The organism is Ruegeria sp. B11, from assembly GCF_056539785.1.
In genome coordinates this window covers 280,727-294,512 of sequence record NZ_JBQFVO010000003.1, presented here as the reverse complement: position 1 = coordinate 294,512, position 13,786 = coordinate 280,727, and the positions used below count along the sequence as shown (strand labels likewise).

Below are 13,786 nucleotides of genomic sequence, written 5' to 3'. Positions count from 1 at the left end.
AGCGCGATAACAAAGGGCGCCGAAACGGGAGCCCTTCATTGTGTCATTTAGATTGTCTGATCGTATTCGCCCACGCCGGGTTCAGTTCGAATGACGGCGTCGATATCTGCGAAGATCGCGCGCATTTCATCCTCGCTTTCGCTGCTTTCGCAGACGACGACCAGATTGGGTGTATTGGATGACGCGCGAACGAGGCCCCAACTGCCATTATCCAAAATGACGCGGGCTCCATTGACGGTCACTACCTCTTTGATAGCCCGCCCTGCGAAGTGTTCGCCGGCGTCGGCTTTGGCAACCAATTTGCCGACCAGGCGCTGCAGGATATCGTATTTCTCCGTATCCGCTGCGTACGGAGACATGGTGGGCGTCGACCATGTCCTTGGCAGTGCTTTCCGAAGGTCTGACATGCTTTTGTCCGGGTTGCGGTCCATCAGTTTGCAGATTTCCACCGCCACGCGCATTCCGCAGTCGTATCCGCGCCCGACCGGTTCCGCCAAGAAATAGTGTCCCGATTTCTCAAACCCAGCCAGCGCACCGATTTCCTTGACGCGGCGCTTCATATGGCTATGGCCGGTTTTCCAGTAGTCGGCTTTGACCCCAAGCGCTTGCAACTCGGGATCGCTGGCGAACAGCCCAGTGGATTTCACATCGGCTACAAAGGTCGAACCTGGATGCAGCTTGGCCAGATCACGGGCCATGATGACGCCGACCTTATCGGCAAATATCTCTTCGCCTTCGTCATCCACAACACCGCAACGATCGCCATCCCCATCAAACCCTAGCGCCAGGTCCGCGCCGCTGGATTTGACTGTGTCGGCCATGTCATGCAGCATTTCCATGGCTTCCGGGTTCGGGTTGTAATTGGGGAATGTGTAATCCAGCCGTGTGTGGCTGGGCACAACCTCAACCCCGATCCTTTCGAAAATCTCGGGCGCGAAGGCGGCGGCGGTGCCGTTTCCGGTGGCGCAGACCACTTTCAGCGGACGTGACATTCTGAAGTCACCGACCAGATCGTCGATATAGGCTTCTTTCACACCGTCGACGAATTCATATGACCCGCCCGGGCGCGCGACGCCTTCCCCATTCAAGACGATGTCGCGCAGTTCCGACATTTCGTCAGGGCCGTGGGTCAGTGGGCGGTCAAAGCCCATTTTGACGCCGGTCCAACCGTTCGGGTTATGGCTTGCCGTGACCATCGCAACCGCCGGTACGTCCAGATGGAACTGCGCGAAATACGCCATCGGGCTGAGCGCTGGGCCGATATCTTTCACCTGAATACCCGCCTGCATAAGTCCAACGATCAGAGCGTTTTTGATCGACAGGGAATAATCGCGATAGTCATTTCCCACTGCAATCACGGGTTCGATCCCGCGTTTGAGCATCTGTGTGCCCAGACCCAAACCCAGGGCCGTCATGCCTGGCAGATTGATCTCATCGGGGTATTTCCAACGCGCGTCATATTCGCGAAAGCCCGTGGGCTTGATCATCGGATCGCGTAGAAAGCTCCAGGTGTTTGGGGTCACCTCAGGCAAAGGCTTGGTCATCACAAATCTCAATCGTTAAATCTGAATTGGGTTTTCTTTGGCCAGCGCATCAAATCGCATCAATGTGTCAACCAGATGGCCCATTTGATCCAGAGGGATCATGTTCGGCCCATCTGAGGGGGCGGTGTCGGGATCCTGATGGGTTTCTATGAAAACGGCTCCGACGCCCAGAGATACAGCGGCTCGCGCCATCACCGGCGCAAACTCACGCTGTCCACCCGAGGAACCACCTTGGCCGCCGGGCTGTTGCACCGAGTGTGTCGCATCCATGACGACCGGATATCCGGTTTGCGCCATCTGCGGCAGCGATCGCAGGTCCGCGACCAGCGTATTGTAGCCAAACGAAGTTCCACGCTCGGTCAGCAGGATGTTCTGATTGCCGGTGCTTTCGATCTTAGTGACGATATTCGGCATTTCCCACGGGGCAAGAAACTGCCCTTTTTTTACGTTGACCGCTTTGCCGGTATTGCCCGCCGCCAGCAGCATGTCCGTCTGACGACACAGAAACGCAGGGATTTGCAGAATATCGACGGCCTCAGCCGCAATCGCGCATTGCGCTTCGGTATGGACATCGGTCAGTACCGGTATGCCCATGGTTTTGCGGATATCTTCCAGCACCTGCAGCCCGGACTCAATGCCCATGCCGCGCTTGCCGGACAGCGAGGTCCGGTTGGCTTTGTCATACGAGGCCTTGAACACATATTGCGCACCTACGGCGTCGCATGCCTCTTTCATGGTGCCGGCGATCATTTGGGCGTGATCGGCGGTTTCAAGCTGGCAAGGGCCGGCAATGATGGTCAGCGGAAGGTCGTTGCCAACCGTCAGGTCGGCTATTTTTACATGTTTCATGAGTCTTACGAGGATACCTGTTCACGAAGGACCGACGCGGTAAGCGAGATCATCAGGTAGATACCAGCAAATAACAGGAATGCCAAAATCGTATTTTCGAACTTGCGCGGATAGCTGGGTTCCTGGCTGGCGACCGGGTTCACCGAGACGGTCAGATACCGCACTTTCCGATTGGCCTCGGTCCGCGTGGCTTCCATTTGCTGCATTGCCGTTTGCAGCATCATGTCACGCGCCGCCAGATCGGCCTGAGCCATCTGGATTCGCACGCTCAAACGCGCCAGCGAATTTTCGCCCGCCGACACGTCCAGCATTTCGGCATTCAACTCATCAAGGACCGCTTGCAGCCGCGCGATATCCGCCCGTGTACCATCCACCTTGGCCTGGTTGGGGCGCGTATTATCGAGAAGCGCGGCCAATTGTAGTTCTTTGTCCTGCAGCTCGAATTCGAACTGATCGATCCTTCCTCGCAGGCTGGCGATCACACTTTGCGGGTCCAGTATCGCACCTTGTAGCTGCAGTTCGATCAGGTCTTCCTGAGCCTGTCTGCGTGCCTCTTGCGCAGCCTCAAAACTCGCCAAGGCATCGCGCATCTGGTCTTCGCGTTTCAATTCAGTCAGACCATTGATGGTCTCTTCCGCGTAAGAGATAAGCCGTCTGGACAAATCGACCGCTATCTCGGGGCTCGGCGCTGCGACCTCCATTCGGATGACGCCGTCACTAGGATCATATCCGATTGTGATCATACGTTTATAAAGCTTGTAGGTTTCTTCAAGCGTCGCATCAGCCGGCAATCGTTGGATCGGGTCTATCCAATCCTGCCGAAAAAACTCAGTAAATCCGACATCACGTTCAAGCCGTTCCAATGCATCCTTGGATTCCAGAAATTCCTGAGTGGACACGGAATCCTGCGCCGTCGCAAACTGCGTGCCCGCCAGAAATCCACCGAATGAGGCACCGCCGCCATCCGCTTGCAGGATCGAAAACACCGAGTCGCTGGCATACATCGGTGTCGCCACGCGATAGAAATAGTAGCCCACGATGAATGTTGGAATGAATACGAACACCGTCAATCGTGCGAATAACCCGGCAAGCTTGCGGCGGCGGCGGCGGGCGATGTCTTTCTGGATCTGCCCGATTTCATATTCACGACGTTCGGCCGGGCTGAGTTCGGGTCCTGGCAGGTTCTTCTGCGAGTCCCTGGTCGTTTGCGGCAGGTGAATCTTTATATTGTCTTGCGCGGCGTCATCACCAGTTGGCTTACCTTGGTCAGGAGCTGCCAGATCAAGCAGGTTTGTGCGCTGAAACGGATCAATTCCTTTCTTTCGTAACAGCCGGACCGCATCGTAGTCTGACGTCGCCGCCAGCCCGTTCTTGTGCGCCAAACGCCGCGCGACGCGCAATTGCCGCCCTGTCAGACCTTCGCGTTTGATCGCATCCAACTCGTTGCCCGGTTGCTGAGTGTCGTCAGCCGAGTTTGTGCCTTGGGTCGCCTTTCGGATGCGCGAAATGGCGTCCGAGCGTGCCTCGGCAGTGCCAGAACCGCGTGCCGTGCGGTCGGGATTGTATTTCCTAGCCTTGGGTTTGGTAGTCATAGAGCTGCTTTGCCTCTTCCAAGGTTTCAAACATGTAAAGCTGGCCGTCTACCAATACCGCAGCCTGCCGCGCGAATTTTTCAAGAAGCGAAGGGTTGTGCGATACGATCACCAAGGTTGTCGTGCGCAGCTTCTCTTTCAGAATGTCGCCCGCCTTCTTGTTGAACTCGACATCGGTTGTCGAGGGCATCCCCTCGTCAATCAGATACATATCGAAATCTAGGGCCAGCATCAGTGCAAATGTAAACCGGGCCCGCATTCCGGACGAATAGGTTCCGAGCGGCTGGTCGAAATACTCACCCAAGTTGCACAGCCATTTGCAGTAGGCTTCGACATAGTCGGGATCCATGCCGTAGATCTTCGCGATATAGCGTGCGTTCTCCAGCGCGGACAGGCGCTTGGCCACACCTCCTGCAAAGCCCATGGGGAAGGATACGCGGCAGTCGCGCCGAATCACGCCTTCGTCGGGCTTTTCCAGCCCTGCCATCATGTTGATCAACGTGGTCTTGCCGGTTCCGTTCGGGGCCAGCACGCCAAGAGATGTTCCAAGCTCAACCCGGAACGAGACCCGATCCAGAATCACCTTGCGGCGGGTTCCGGTCCAGAAAGACTTGCTGACATTTTCGAATTCCAGCATGTGCGGCCTGCAGATCGCTCGGGGTTTTGACGGTTTGAGGATCGGTGTGCTACCGATCCATGTTGGCCACATTATGTCGAAATATGAAACAAATGATCAATGCGCATCCGCGTTCATGACATTGATGTGTTGCAAGGACGGTTTCATTGGCTCGAGGGTAGATGATGCCTATCTTCATCGATGAACATTGCAAAAGCCTGTTGAGCCGATGAATTCGCTGATTGAGGACATCCAAGCCTGCCGTTTGTGCGCGGATAGGTTCGCGCAGACCACGACTGCGCACCAGCCGCGCCCGGTGGTCTGGTTTCGCCCCGGTGCGCGCATTTTGATCGCAGGTCAGGCACCGGGCGCGCGCGTCCATGCTTCAGGGAAGCCTTTCACCGACCCTTCGGGTGACCGGCTACGGGATTGGCTGGGACTGGATGAGAACGCATTTTATGACCGTTCGCGCGTATCCATCGTGCCGATGGCGTTTTGCTTCCCCGGATACAATGAGCGCAAGGCCGACCTGCCTCCGCCGCCGATATGCGGGCGCACCTGGCATGACAAGGTGATGGCTGCGTTGGGAGAAGTACCGTTGACGATCCTCGTCGGGGGTCATGCCCATAAATATCATCTTGGCGTAAAAACACCGGTTACCGAGACTGTTAGTCTTTGGCGAGACCATGCACCGCGCGTCTTTGCCTTGCCTCACCCGTCCTGGCGCAATACGGCTTGGCTGAAGAAAAACCCCTGGTTCGAGGCCGAGCTGTTGCCGGTGCTACAGAAACGGGTGAATGAGGTTCTGAATGACTGAAGCCACAGCTTTGGATGCTGCACATAACTCCATGCAGGCGGCCCCGGAAGACGACAACGCTCGACTACGCTTTTTCGAAAGACTGGCCGATAGCGAGCTGTTCCTGATGCTGACCGAGGAAGCGAAGGATGAAGGTATTTCGCCCGAGCTGTTCGATGTGGCGGATGGTCGTTTTGTTCTGGTGTTTGATCTTGAGGAACGACTGGCGGCATTTGCGGGTCGACCGGTCCCCTATGTCGCTCTGTCAGGTCGTGTTCTTTCAGGGATGTTGTCGGGGCAGGGGGTCGGGCTGGGTCTGAACCTTGATGTTGCACCGTCGTCGATGTTGATCCCCGCTGAAGCGCTCGGTTGGTTGTCTGACACGCTGCAGCATGGTCCAAAGGAGGTGAAGCAGCGACTTGCCGAATTCTATCCGCCCTCCGGTTTGCCAGATGTTCTGTTGACCGCGCTTGATGCAAAGTTGGCGACGGCTGCAGGTCTGGCTGCAGCGGCGTTTCTGGTTGGAACAAGGACCGAGGATGGGGGGCAGGGTCATTTGTTGGGTTTTGTTTCGGCGGTCGAAGGCGCGCAGCCAGCGCTTGCACGCGCCGTATCCGAGGCATTGACCTTTTCGGGGATCGAGGCCGGAGCGCTGGATGTTGGCTTTTTTGAAGTGCAGGATCCGGCTACTTCTGCCTTGGCAAAGGTTGGGCTGCGGTTCGATTTGCCCCAGCCTCAAGCGCCCCAAATGGAAAGGGCCGCGCCGGGCAGTGATCCCGAGCGGCCCCCAATATTGAAGTAGCGCAGGACGTTAATCCGCCGCTTCCAGTTTATCCTGCGTGCGGGTCTCAAAATCGCTGGCGTCATGGCGTTCGTGCAACTGCGTATGCGGCTCTCCAAACGCACGATTGACCATCCGGCCGCGCTGAACGGCGGGGCGAGCATCGATGGCTTTGGCCCACCGCATCACGTTTTCATAGCTTTCGACATCCAGGAATTCTGCCGCATCGTATAGACGGCCCAGAACAAGCTGCCCGTACCACGGCCAGATCGCCATGTCGGCGATCGTATAGTCCTGACCTGCAATATAAGGCTTATCGGCAAGTTCCAGTTCCAGCACATGCAACTGGCGTTTGGCCTCCATCGCGAAACGGTCGATCGGATATTGCCATTTCTCAGGCGCATAAGCGTAGAAGTGGCCAAAGCCACCGCCCAGATATGGCGCGCTGCCCATTTGCCAGAACAACCAGTTCATCACTTCTGTCCGTTCGGCACCGCTGGCGGGCAGAAACTCACCGAATTTCTCGGCGAGATGCAGCAAGATGGAGGCGCTCTCGAAAACGCGCACAGGTGTTTCACCTGAATGATCCCACAGCGCCGGTATCTTCGAGTTAGGATTGGCCCCGACAAAGCCCGAGCTGAACTGATCACCTTCACCGATGTTGATCAGCCACGCATTGTATTCGGCCCCGGAATGGCCCAATGCTAAAAGCTCCTCCAGCATGACCGTAACCTTGACGCCGTTCGGGGTGGCGAGCGAATACAGTTGAAGCGGGTGCTTTCCGACCGGAAGATCCTTTTCGTGGGTCGCACCAGCTATGGGCCGGTTTATATTGGCAAAGCGTCCTCCGCTTTCGCTGTCCCAAGTCCAGACCTTTGGGGGTGTGTAAGTGGATTGTTCGCTCATCTTTTGCCTTTCTGCATCATTTGGCCAAAACGCGCCGCCTTCACAGCTAATATTGCAAAACTCAAAGTCCAACCCCGGATGTGGCGAGATATTTGTAACATTGCACCTCGTTCACCTCACAAAACCCCTCTGGTTTTCACAGCGGCGCGAGGGGGTCTTCGCGCCGGGCCAAAATTACCTATTGTTTGACCAGACCCGCAGTTCGGGTGACCAGAAACCGTAAGGACATGAGGACCAATCACATGAAACGCTTTGCGCTGACCCTTGCCGCGACGATGGCTTTTGCCGTGCCCGCGTTCGCCGGAGAACAATATGTTGATGGCACCGGATTTGCCGTATCGGGATACGACGTTGTTGCTTACCGCAGCCTGGATCAGGTGCCCGTAGGCCAGTCGCAACCCGAGGCCGTTCGCGGTCGGGCCGACATCACCGCAGACTATAATGGTGTAACCTGGGCGTTTGCGACCGAAGAAAACCGTGACAAGTTTTTGGAGAACCCGGCCTTTTACGCTCCGCAATATGATGGCCACTGCGCCTATGGTGTATCGAAAGGCGGCAAGGTTCCGGGCAACCCAAATCTGTGGCGTATTGTCGATGACAAGCTCTATCTGAACATCACTGATGTTGTTGTTGGTTTCTGGGAAGAGGATGTTCCGGCCAACATCGACCTGGCGGAAGGCAACTGGCCCGGAATCGAAGGGGATGCCGCTTCGACCAGCGTGATCCCAAAATTCACATCAGAAGGCCCAATTTCCAACTGATTCCGATTAATGAAAGAAAGCCCGGCCACTAAGGCCGGGCTTTTTTCGTTGGCGGGTTCTCTCACCCCGCCAACTCGAACATATCCCGCATGTGTTGATCCGCTTCGAACCGTATTGTTACACTCTTGGCACCGGGAAATTTTCTCTCGCGTATCGGGTCAGGAATGACAATCTCACCGGAGCCCGAGCCTTTGGACCGAAAGGTCAGAATCTCTGTTTCTGACTTGCGGTAGCCGGAAAGGACCGAGGTTGGCAATGCAACGCGGTTAGACCCTTCGCAGACTGACGATGCGACGAAGTAGGTAAGATCGCGCCCGAAGCATCCGATTGCATCAGGAACATGGTCCGAAGATTCGCGGGCGCTTTTGGCGGCGTCCGGTTCACCCAGTTCCGATAAATCCTTCAGCGCGCGTTCAGGTTTTAACAGATCGTGACAAGCTTTGATTTCATCTGCGGCCAGTTCGATTACGCGTTTCTTCAAACGAGGACGACGCGGTGTAGAAGAATCTAAACCGTTTTTGCGTGTCATCCCTTCTTTACGCAAAAAATCATAGGCTGATTTAGCATCCGAAAAACCGGAATAATCACCGTCGGTATGATCAGGATGATCGTGGAACGCGATTTTGCGCCAGGCTTCACGAATCTCGTTTGCGTTTGCATTTGGGGGCAGACCAAGAATCTGCAACGCTTCGGCCCGAGCCTGTACCTTGCTCACTGGCTTCATACTCAAAACACTCATAAAAACTACAACGGGGTCAGATTGCCATTGATCACATTTTTGTCAAATTTTTTCGGGAATTAGACTGAGGTAGGGCAACAGTTGACGGGTGCATATCGAGATTGTCGCCTGCGCAGCGGTTGTCGCAAATGAGCATGGCAGACGACTGCCATGCCCGGCGATACAGGGCGAACGCAAAAACTGTGGGATCAGGCGACGTTCTGCAATTCGGTCTGGGGTGTAATGCCCAGGGCAAAGCAGACATCCCGAGTAAGCTCAGGTCGGTTGAGCGTATAGAAATGCAGTTTGTCCACGCCGCCTTCTATCAGGTCCGAGCAGAGTTCGGTGCATAGCGCCGTCGCCAGAAGATCTTCGCGATCGTCCCGGATTGCTTTGTCAAATGCGTTCTCGATCCAGTCGGGAATGTGGGCGCCACAGCGTTTTGCAAAGTTACGCGCACCCTTCCAGTTCTCGATGGGAAGAATGCCCGGTACGATAGGCTTGTCGATCCCCGCTTTTTCGCAGGCATCGCGAAACCGGAAGAAGGTTTCAGCCTCGAAGAAGAATTGGGTCAACGCCTCGTCCGCGCCCGCATCCAGCTTGGCCTTTAACCAATCCACATCAGCGCGGGCATTGCTTGCTTCGGGATGTTTGTCCGGATAGGCGCCGACACGGATGCTGAACATCTCGGTCTCGGCCAGTGCAGAAATCAGTTCTACTGAGTTGGTGAAACCATCAGGGTGGGGGGCGAACTGGTCTTGACCTTTAGGGGGGTCGCCACGCAGGGCAACGATATCCTGAACGCCTGCGCGCGCGAATGTGTCTGCAATCTCAAGCGTCTCCTGACGCGAGGCATCGACACAGGTCAGATGCGCAGCAACAGGCAGCCCCGAGGATTTGTGCAAGGTTGCAACTGCATCACGCGTCAACTCACGTGTTGTACCACCAGCACCATAGGTCACCGATACAAACCGTGGGTTCAGCGGCGCCAAGGTCTGAACCGTATCCCAAAGGCGAAACGAGGCCTCCAGAGTCTGCGGCGGGAAGAACTCGAATGAAATCTCAGGCTTGGTCATGTTGGCCTCGTAGCTGTCATTTATACCCTTGTGCCATTATGTGTAGTGTGAGACAAACTCATATTGTTCAACAACAACATGAGTTGCGTGAGTAATGCATATCGAGTTTCGCCACTTACGGACGATCAAAGCCATCCACGAATGCGGTGGGCTTGCGCGTGCAGCTGATCAGCTAAACATCACGCAATCCGCACTAAGTCACCAGATCAAGGGGTTGGAAGATCAGGCCGGGGTTGAGCTGTTTTTACGTCGATCCAAGCCGATGAAGTTGTCGGCAGCTGGTTTGCGGCTGCTGCGGCTCGCTGAACAAATTCTGCCGCAGGTCGAGGCGATGCAGGATGAGTTTTCATCGCTGCGCGACGGTCGAACCGGTCGGATGCACATTGCGATCGAATGTCACGCTTGTTTCGAGTGGCTGTTTCCGGTGCTTGAAGCTTTCCGTAAATCCTGGTCAGACGTTGATGTGGATATCCGCCCGGGCCTTGCATTCGACGCATTGCCCGCCTTGCAGAAGGAAGAGGTTGATCTGGTGGTGTCCTCAGACCCCGAAGATCTGCCGGGTGTCGAATTTGTCGAACTCTTTGACTACCAGGCCGTATTTGTCGCGGCGTCTTCGCATCCATTGGCTGAAAAGCCCTTTATCGAAGCTGAAGATTTCAGAGGTCAGACACTGATAACCTATCCAGTCGAACGGACGCGTCTGGACGTGTTCAGCCAGTTACTCATCCCAGCGCGGGTCGAGCCGGCCACGATCCGGCAGGTTGAACTGACCGCCGTGATCCTGTTGCTGGTGGCGTCCAACCGGGGTATCTCGGTGCTGCCTGATTGGGTAGTGCGTGAAGTGAAGTACAGTTCCGACTACGTCACGCGCCCGCTTACCAAAGATGGGATTACCCGCAGGTTATATGCTGCGGTCCGCAGCGAAGACCTTGAAAAACCCTTTGTGCAAGAGTTGGTGAAACTGGCGCGCGCCGAGGCGCGTAAGCTTCAGACACAATAGCGCCGGACGCAGATCAGCCATGCGCATCATTCCTCTTGGCAAGGGCGCGTTGCCCCAGTATACGCGCGGCTTGACCGGACAGGAGCCTATGGAAAATGGTTGGCAGTGCAAATCTCAACATCATGATCAAGGCCGCGCGCAAGGCGGGGCGTTCTCTGGTCAAGGATTTTCGTGAAGTCGAGAACCTGCAGGTGTCGATGAAAGGTGCGGGCGACTTTGTGTCGAAGGCTGATATCGCGGCCGAAGCCATCCTGAAAGAGGAATTGCTGGGTGCCCGTCCGACCTATGGTTGGCTGGCCGAAGAGGGCGGCGCGATTGACGGTGAAGACCCGACTCGTCGCTGGATCGTCGACCCACTGGATGGGACCACCAACTTCCTGCACGGGCTGCCGCACTGGGCCGTTTCAATCGCGTTGGAACATAAGGGCAAGATCGTTTCGGGTGTGATCTATGACCCTGCCAAGGATGAGATGTTCTTTGCCGAAAAAGGCGAAGGTGCGTGGATGAACGACATGCGCATCCGTGTGTCGGGCCGCCATCGCATGATCGAGTCGATCTTCGCGACAGGTCTGCCATTCGGTGGCCGTTCGGACCTGCCTGCGACCTTGCAGGACCTGGCCCGTCTGATGCCTGCCTGTGCAGGTGTTCGTCGCTGGGGTGCTGCCGCGCTGGACATGGCCTATGTGGCCGCCGGTCGTTACGAAGGCTTTTGGGAGCGTCGCCTAAACGCCTGGGATCTGGCCGCAGGCATCATCATCGTGAAAGAGGCGGGCGGCTTTGTTCAGGCGCTGAACCCCGAAGGCAGCGTGCTTGAGGATGGCGAAGTGATCTGCGCCAATGAGCCGATCTTTGACAATTTCGCAAAGGTAATTCGGGGCTGATATTCAACCCCGGTCATTTGATCATGGTACGCGCGTCCGCTCCGGGCGCGCGTTTTGCTTTAGAAGTCGACCTCGATCGCGATCCCTTGCTGGACCGCCAGATCAACTGCCGCGCTGGCCACCGCAAGATCTTGCAGCCCCACGCCAGTACCGTCGAACACGGTCACCTCAGCCTCGGACACACGCCCGGAATGGGTACCGTTGATGACCTCTCCGATCTGCCGGATATCGCCTTCGGCTTTCATTCCGGCAGCCACGGCATGCTGGCTTTCACCCAATGTCACGGCCTGCGCGACCTCGTCGGTAAAGACGCTTGCGCGCGCGATCAGTTCTGTGGCGACCTCTTGTTTGCCGACGGTATCGGTGCCCATACATGCGATGTGTGTGCCGTCGGAGACGTGCTCGGACATCAGTGTTGGCGCGAAGGAGGAGGTGATGGTGACAATCACGTCCGCCTGCACCATGCCGGGCAGATCCACAGCCTCAAAAGGCAGCCCCGCTTCAGCCGCGACCTTTTCGAGATTTGGCAGCATTTCTGGATGCAAGTTCCAGCCTATGACTTTCTCAAAGTCCCGCTGTTCCAATGCCGCGCGCAATTGGAATGTCGCCTGATGCCCGGCGCCAACCATTCCGATCACCTTGGCATCCTTGCGTGCCAAATGGTTGATCGAAACCGACGAGGCTGCAGCCGTGCGCAGCGCGGTCAGCAGGTTGCCCCCAACGATGGCCCGAACGCGACCCGTATCTGGATCAAACAAAAACACGGTGGATTGGTGATTGATCAGCCCGTGCGTTTCCAGATTGTTTGGCCAGTACCCGCCTGCTTTCAGGCCAAGGTTCATGCCCGCGCGATCAAACCCGCCTTTGAACCCATAGAGCGCATCCGCATGACCTATGGCCTCGCGCACGACCGGGAAGTTGTAGGCATCCCCAGCCGCCATCGCGGCAAACACCTGCTCAACCGCAGTATAGCTTTCCTGTCGGCCTAACAGAGCGCCGATTTCCTTTTCAGGAACGATGATCATCGCGTTTGTCTTTCTTTTTGATGGCATTAGAAAGGGCGGTGCTAAACGTCCGCCCCTGCATTCATCTGTAATTCAATAGGCCTTGCCACGGGCAGAGACCGGCCAAAGGGCTTCAACCTTGCCGCCGCGCACACCGACGTACCAGTCATGAACGTTGCAGGTCGGGTCACAGTGGCCGGGCACCAGCCGCAGCTTGTCGTTGACCTTCAGCACCCCATCCGGATCGCCAATCACCCCGTGTTCGTCCGAGCACTTCAGGTATTCCACTTCGTCCCGCCCAAAGATGAAGGGCAGGCCGCTATCGACGGATTGCACCTTCAGACCCGCATCGCAGATTGCCTTGTCCGCTTTGGCGTGGCTCATCACGCTGGTCAGAATGAACAAGGCGTTTTCCCATTCACCCTGATCGATCCGTTGACCGTCCTTGTCCAGAATCCGACCGTAATCAGCATCCATGAAGGCATAAGAGCCGCACTGCAGCTCGTTATAAACGCCCGAGTTGCTTTCGAAATAATAAGACCCCGTACCGCCGCCTGAAACCAGCTCGCAGTCGATCCCTTCAGCCTTCAATCCGTCGACGGCATCCTTGACCATGGCGATTGCGGTATCCAGTTTTTCTTTGCGTGCCTCATACGTATCCAGATGCTGCATCGCGCCTTGATAGGCCTGCATGCCGGTAAATTTCAGGTTAGGGGCGGCCTCAACAGCCTTGGCGATTTCGATCACAGCGGGGGTCGTGGTGACACCACAGCGGCCCGCGCCGCAGTCGATCTCGACAAAAACCTCCAATTCAGTGCCATGCTTAGCGGCAGCAGCAGACAGGTCAGCGACGTTGTCCACATCGTCGACGCAAACGATTGTGCGTGCGCCAAGCTTCGGCAGGCGCGCCAGACGGTCAATCTTGACCGGGTCCCTCACTTGATTCGAGACCAGAATGTCTTTGATGCCTCCGCGCGCAAACACCTCGGCCTCGGAAACCTTTTGGCAGCAGACGCCGACTGCGCCGCCCAATTGTTCCTGCAGCTTCGCGACGTCTACGGATTTGTGCATCTTGCCATGCACCCGGTGCCGCATCCCATGTGCCTTGGCATAGTCGCCCATCTTCTTGATGTTACGCTCGAGCGCGTCCAGATCAAGGATCAGGCAAGGCGTCTGGATTTCGGATTCATCCATGCCGATCGCGGCAGGGATGTCATAGCCAACTTCGAATTGATCACTGTTCATCGGTTTGTTCATCCTGT

At 56.4% G+C, this 13,786-nt stretch carries 14 protein-coding genes; 5 read left to right on the top strand and 9 right to left on the bottom strand.

What is annotated here, in order from left to right:
* Positions 1-47 precede the first annotated feature (47 nt).
* From ACR0I1_RS13180 to ACR0I1_RS13165, 4 genes are read right to left on the bottom strand one after another with little or no spacing between them, the layout of a single operon-like run.
* A complete protein-coding gene (locus tag ACR0I1_RS13180) occupies positions 48-1,544 on the bottom strand; it encodes a phosphomannomutase/phosphoglucomutase (RefSeq protein ID WP_170609471.1) in 1,497 nt (498 codons plus the stop codon).
* A gap of 15 nt (positions 1,545-1,559) precedes the next feature.
* Positions 1,560-2,393 (bottom strand): 3-deoxy-8-phosphooctulonate synthase, encoded by an 834-nt coding sequence (gene kdsA / locus ACR0I1_RS13175; protein WP_170512445.1) that lies wholly within the window; start codon positions 2,391-2,393, stop codon positions 1,560-1,562.
* Between the two features lie 5 nt (positions 2,394-2,398).
* Positions 2,399-3,985, bottom strand: coding sequence for a KpsE/RkpR family capsule polysaccharide export protein (locus ACR0I1_RS13170; protein ID WP_480586811.1), 1,587 nt, complete (start codon positions 3,983-3,985; stop codon positions 2,399-2,401).
* On the bottom strand, positions 3,963-4,622 hold the full coding sequence (locus ACR0I1_RS13165; protein WP_170392311.1) for an ABC transporter ATP-binding protein: 660 nt from the start codon (positions 4,620-4,622) through the stop codon (positions 3,963-3,965). The genes ACR0I1_RS13170 and ACR0I1_RS13165 overlap by 23 nt, the downstream gene beginning before the upstream one ends.
* A 208-nt stretch (positions 4,623-4,830) precedes the next feature.
* Between ACR0I1_RS13165 and ACR0I1_RS13160 the strand changes: the two genes are divergently transcribed.
* Entirely contained in the window at positions 4,831-5,418 is a 588-nt protein-coding gene (locus ACR0I1_RS13160; protein ID WP_170636042.1) for a uracil-DNA glycosylase family protein, read from the top strand.
* Positions 5,411-6,199 carry an SseB family protein gene (locus ACR0I1_RS13155; RefSeq protein ID WP_480706839.1) on the top strand — a complete coding sequence of 263 codons (789 nt, stop codon included), beginning with the start codon at positions 5,411-5,413 and terminating at the stop codon, positions 6,197-6,199. Before ACR0I1_RS13160 ends, ACR0I1_RS13155 begins: the two co-directional genes overlap by 8 nt.
* Before the next feature lie 9 nt (positions 6,200-6,208).
* On the opposite strand, the gene yghU is transcribed toward ACR0I1_RS13155, so the two are convergent.
* Positions 6,209-7,084 carry a glutathione-dependent disulfide-bond oxidoreductase gene (gene yghU / locus ACR0I1_RS13150; RefSeq protein ID WP_170625217.1) on the bottom strand — a complete coding sequence of 292 codons (876 nt, stop codon included), beginning with the start codon at positions 7,082-7,084 and terminating at the stop codon, positions 6,209-6,211.
* A 242-nt stretch (positions 7,085-7,326) separates the two neighbouring features.
* Between yghU and ACR0I1_RS13145 the strand changes: the two genes are divergently transcribed.
* Positions 7,327-7,845, top strand: coding sequence for a YHS domain-containing (seleno)protein (locus ACR0I1_RS13145; RefSeq protein WP_170392303.1), 519 nt, complete (start codon positions 7,327-7,329; stop codon positions 7,843-7,845).
* Between the two features lie 61 nt (positions 7,846-7,906).
* Here the strand turns inward: ACR0I1_RS13145 and ACR0I1_RS13140 are convergent, their stop codons facing one another.
* Together ACR0I1_RS13140 and metF are read right to left on the bottom strand one after the other, a co-directional pair.
* A complete protein-coding gene (locus tag ACR0I1_RS13140; protein WP_480586801.1) occupies positions 7,907-8,569 on the bottom strand; it encodes a J domain-containing protein in 663 nt (220 codons plus the stop codon).
* A 203-nt stretch (positions 8,570-8,772) separates the two neighbouring features.
* On the bottom strand, positions 8,773-9,639 hold the full coding sequence (gene metF, locus ACR0I1_RS13135; protein ID WP_480586798.1) for a methylenetetrahydrofolate reductase [NAD(P)H]: 867 nt from the start codon (positions 9,637-9,639) through the stop codon (positions 8,773-8,775).
* A gap of 94 nt (positions 9,640-9,733) precedes the next feature.
* Between metF and ACR0I1_RS13130 the strand changes: the two genes are divergently transcribed.
* Positions 9,734-10,639 (top strand): LysR family transcriptional regulator, encoded by a 906-nt coding sequence (locus ACR0I1_RS13130; RefSeq protein ID WP_170512437.1) that lies wholly within the window; start codon positions 9,734-9,736, stop codon positions 10,637-10,639.
* Positions 10,640-10,734: 95 nt separating this feature from the next.
* Positions 10,735-11,520, top strand: coding sequence for an inositol monophosphatase family protein (locus ACR0I1_RS13125; RefSeq protein WP_170392295.1), 786 nt, complete (start codon positions 10,735-10,737; stop codon positions 11,518-11,520).
* A gap of 59 nt (positions 11,521-11,579) precedes the next feature.
* Here ACR0I1_RS13125 and bhcD read toward each other — a convergent pair whose 3' ends face one another.
* Together bhcD and bhcC are read right to left on the bottom strand one after the other, a co-directional pair.
* Positions 11,580-12,545: an iminosuccinate reductase BhcD gene (bhcD, locus tag ACR0I1_RS13120; RefSeq protein WP_480706837.1), complete on the bottom strand. Its 966-nt coding sequence runs from the start codon at positions 12,543-12,545 to the stop codon at positions 11,580-11,582.
* A gap of 72 nt (positions 12,546-12,617) precedes the next feature.
* Positions 12,618-13,781 carry a 3-hydroxy-D-aspartate aldolase BhcC gene (gene bhcC / locus ACR0I1_RS13115; protein WP_480706835.1) on the bottom strand — a complete coding sequence of 388 codons (1,164 nt, stop codon included), beginning with the start codon at positions 13,779-13,781 and terminating at the stop codon, positions 12,618-12,620.
* Positions 13,782-13,786: the final 5 nt, after the last annotated feature.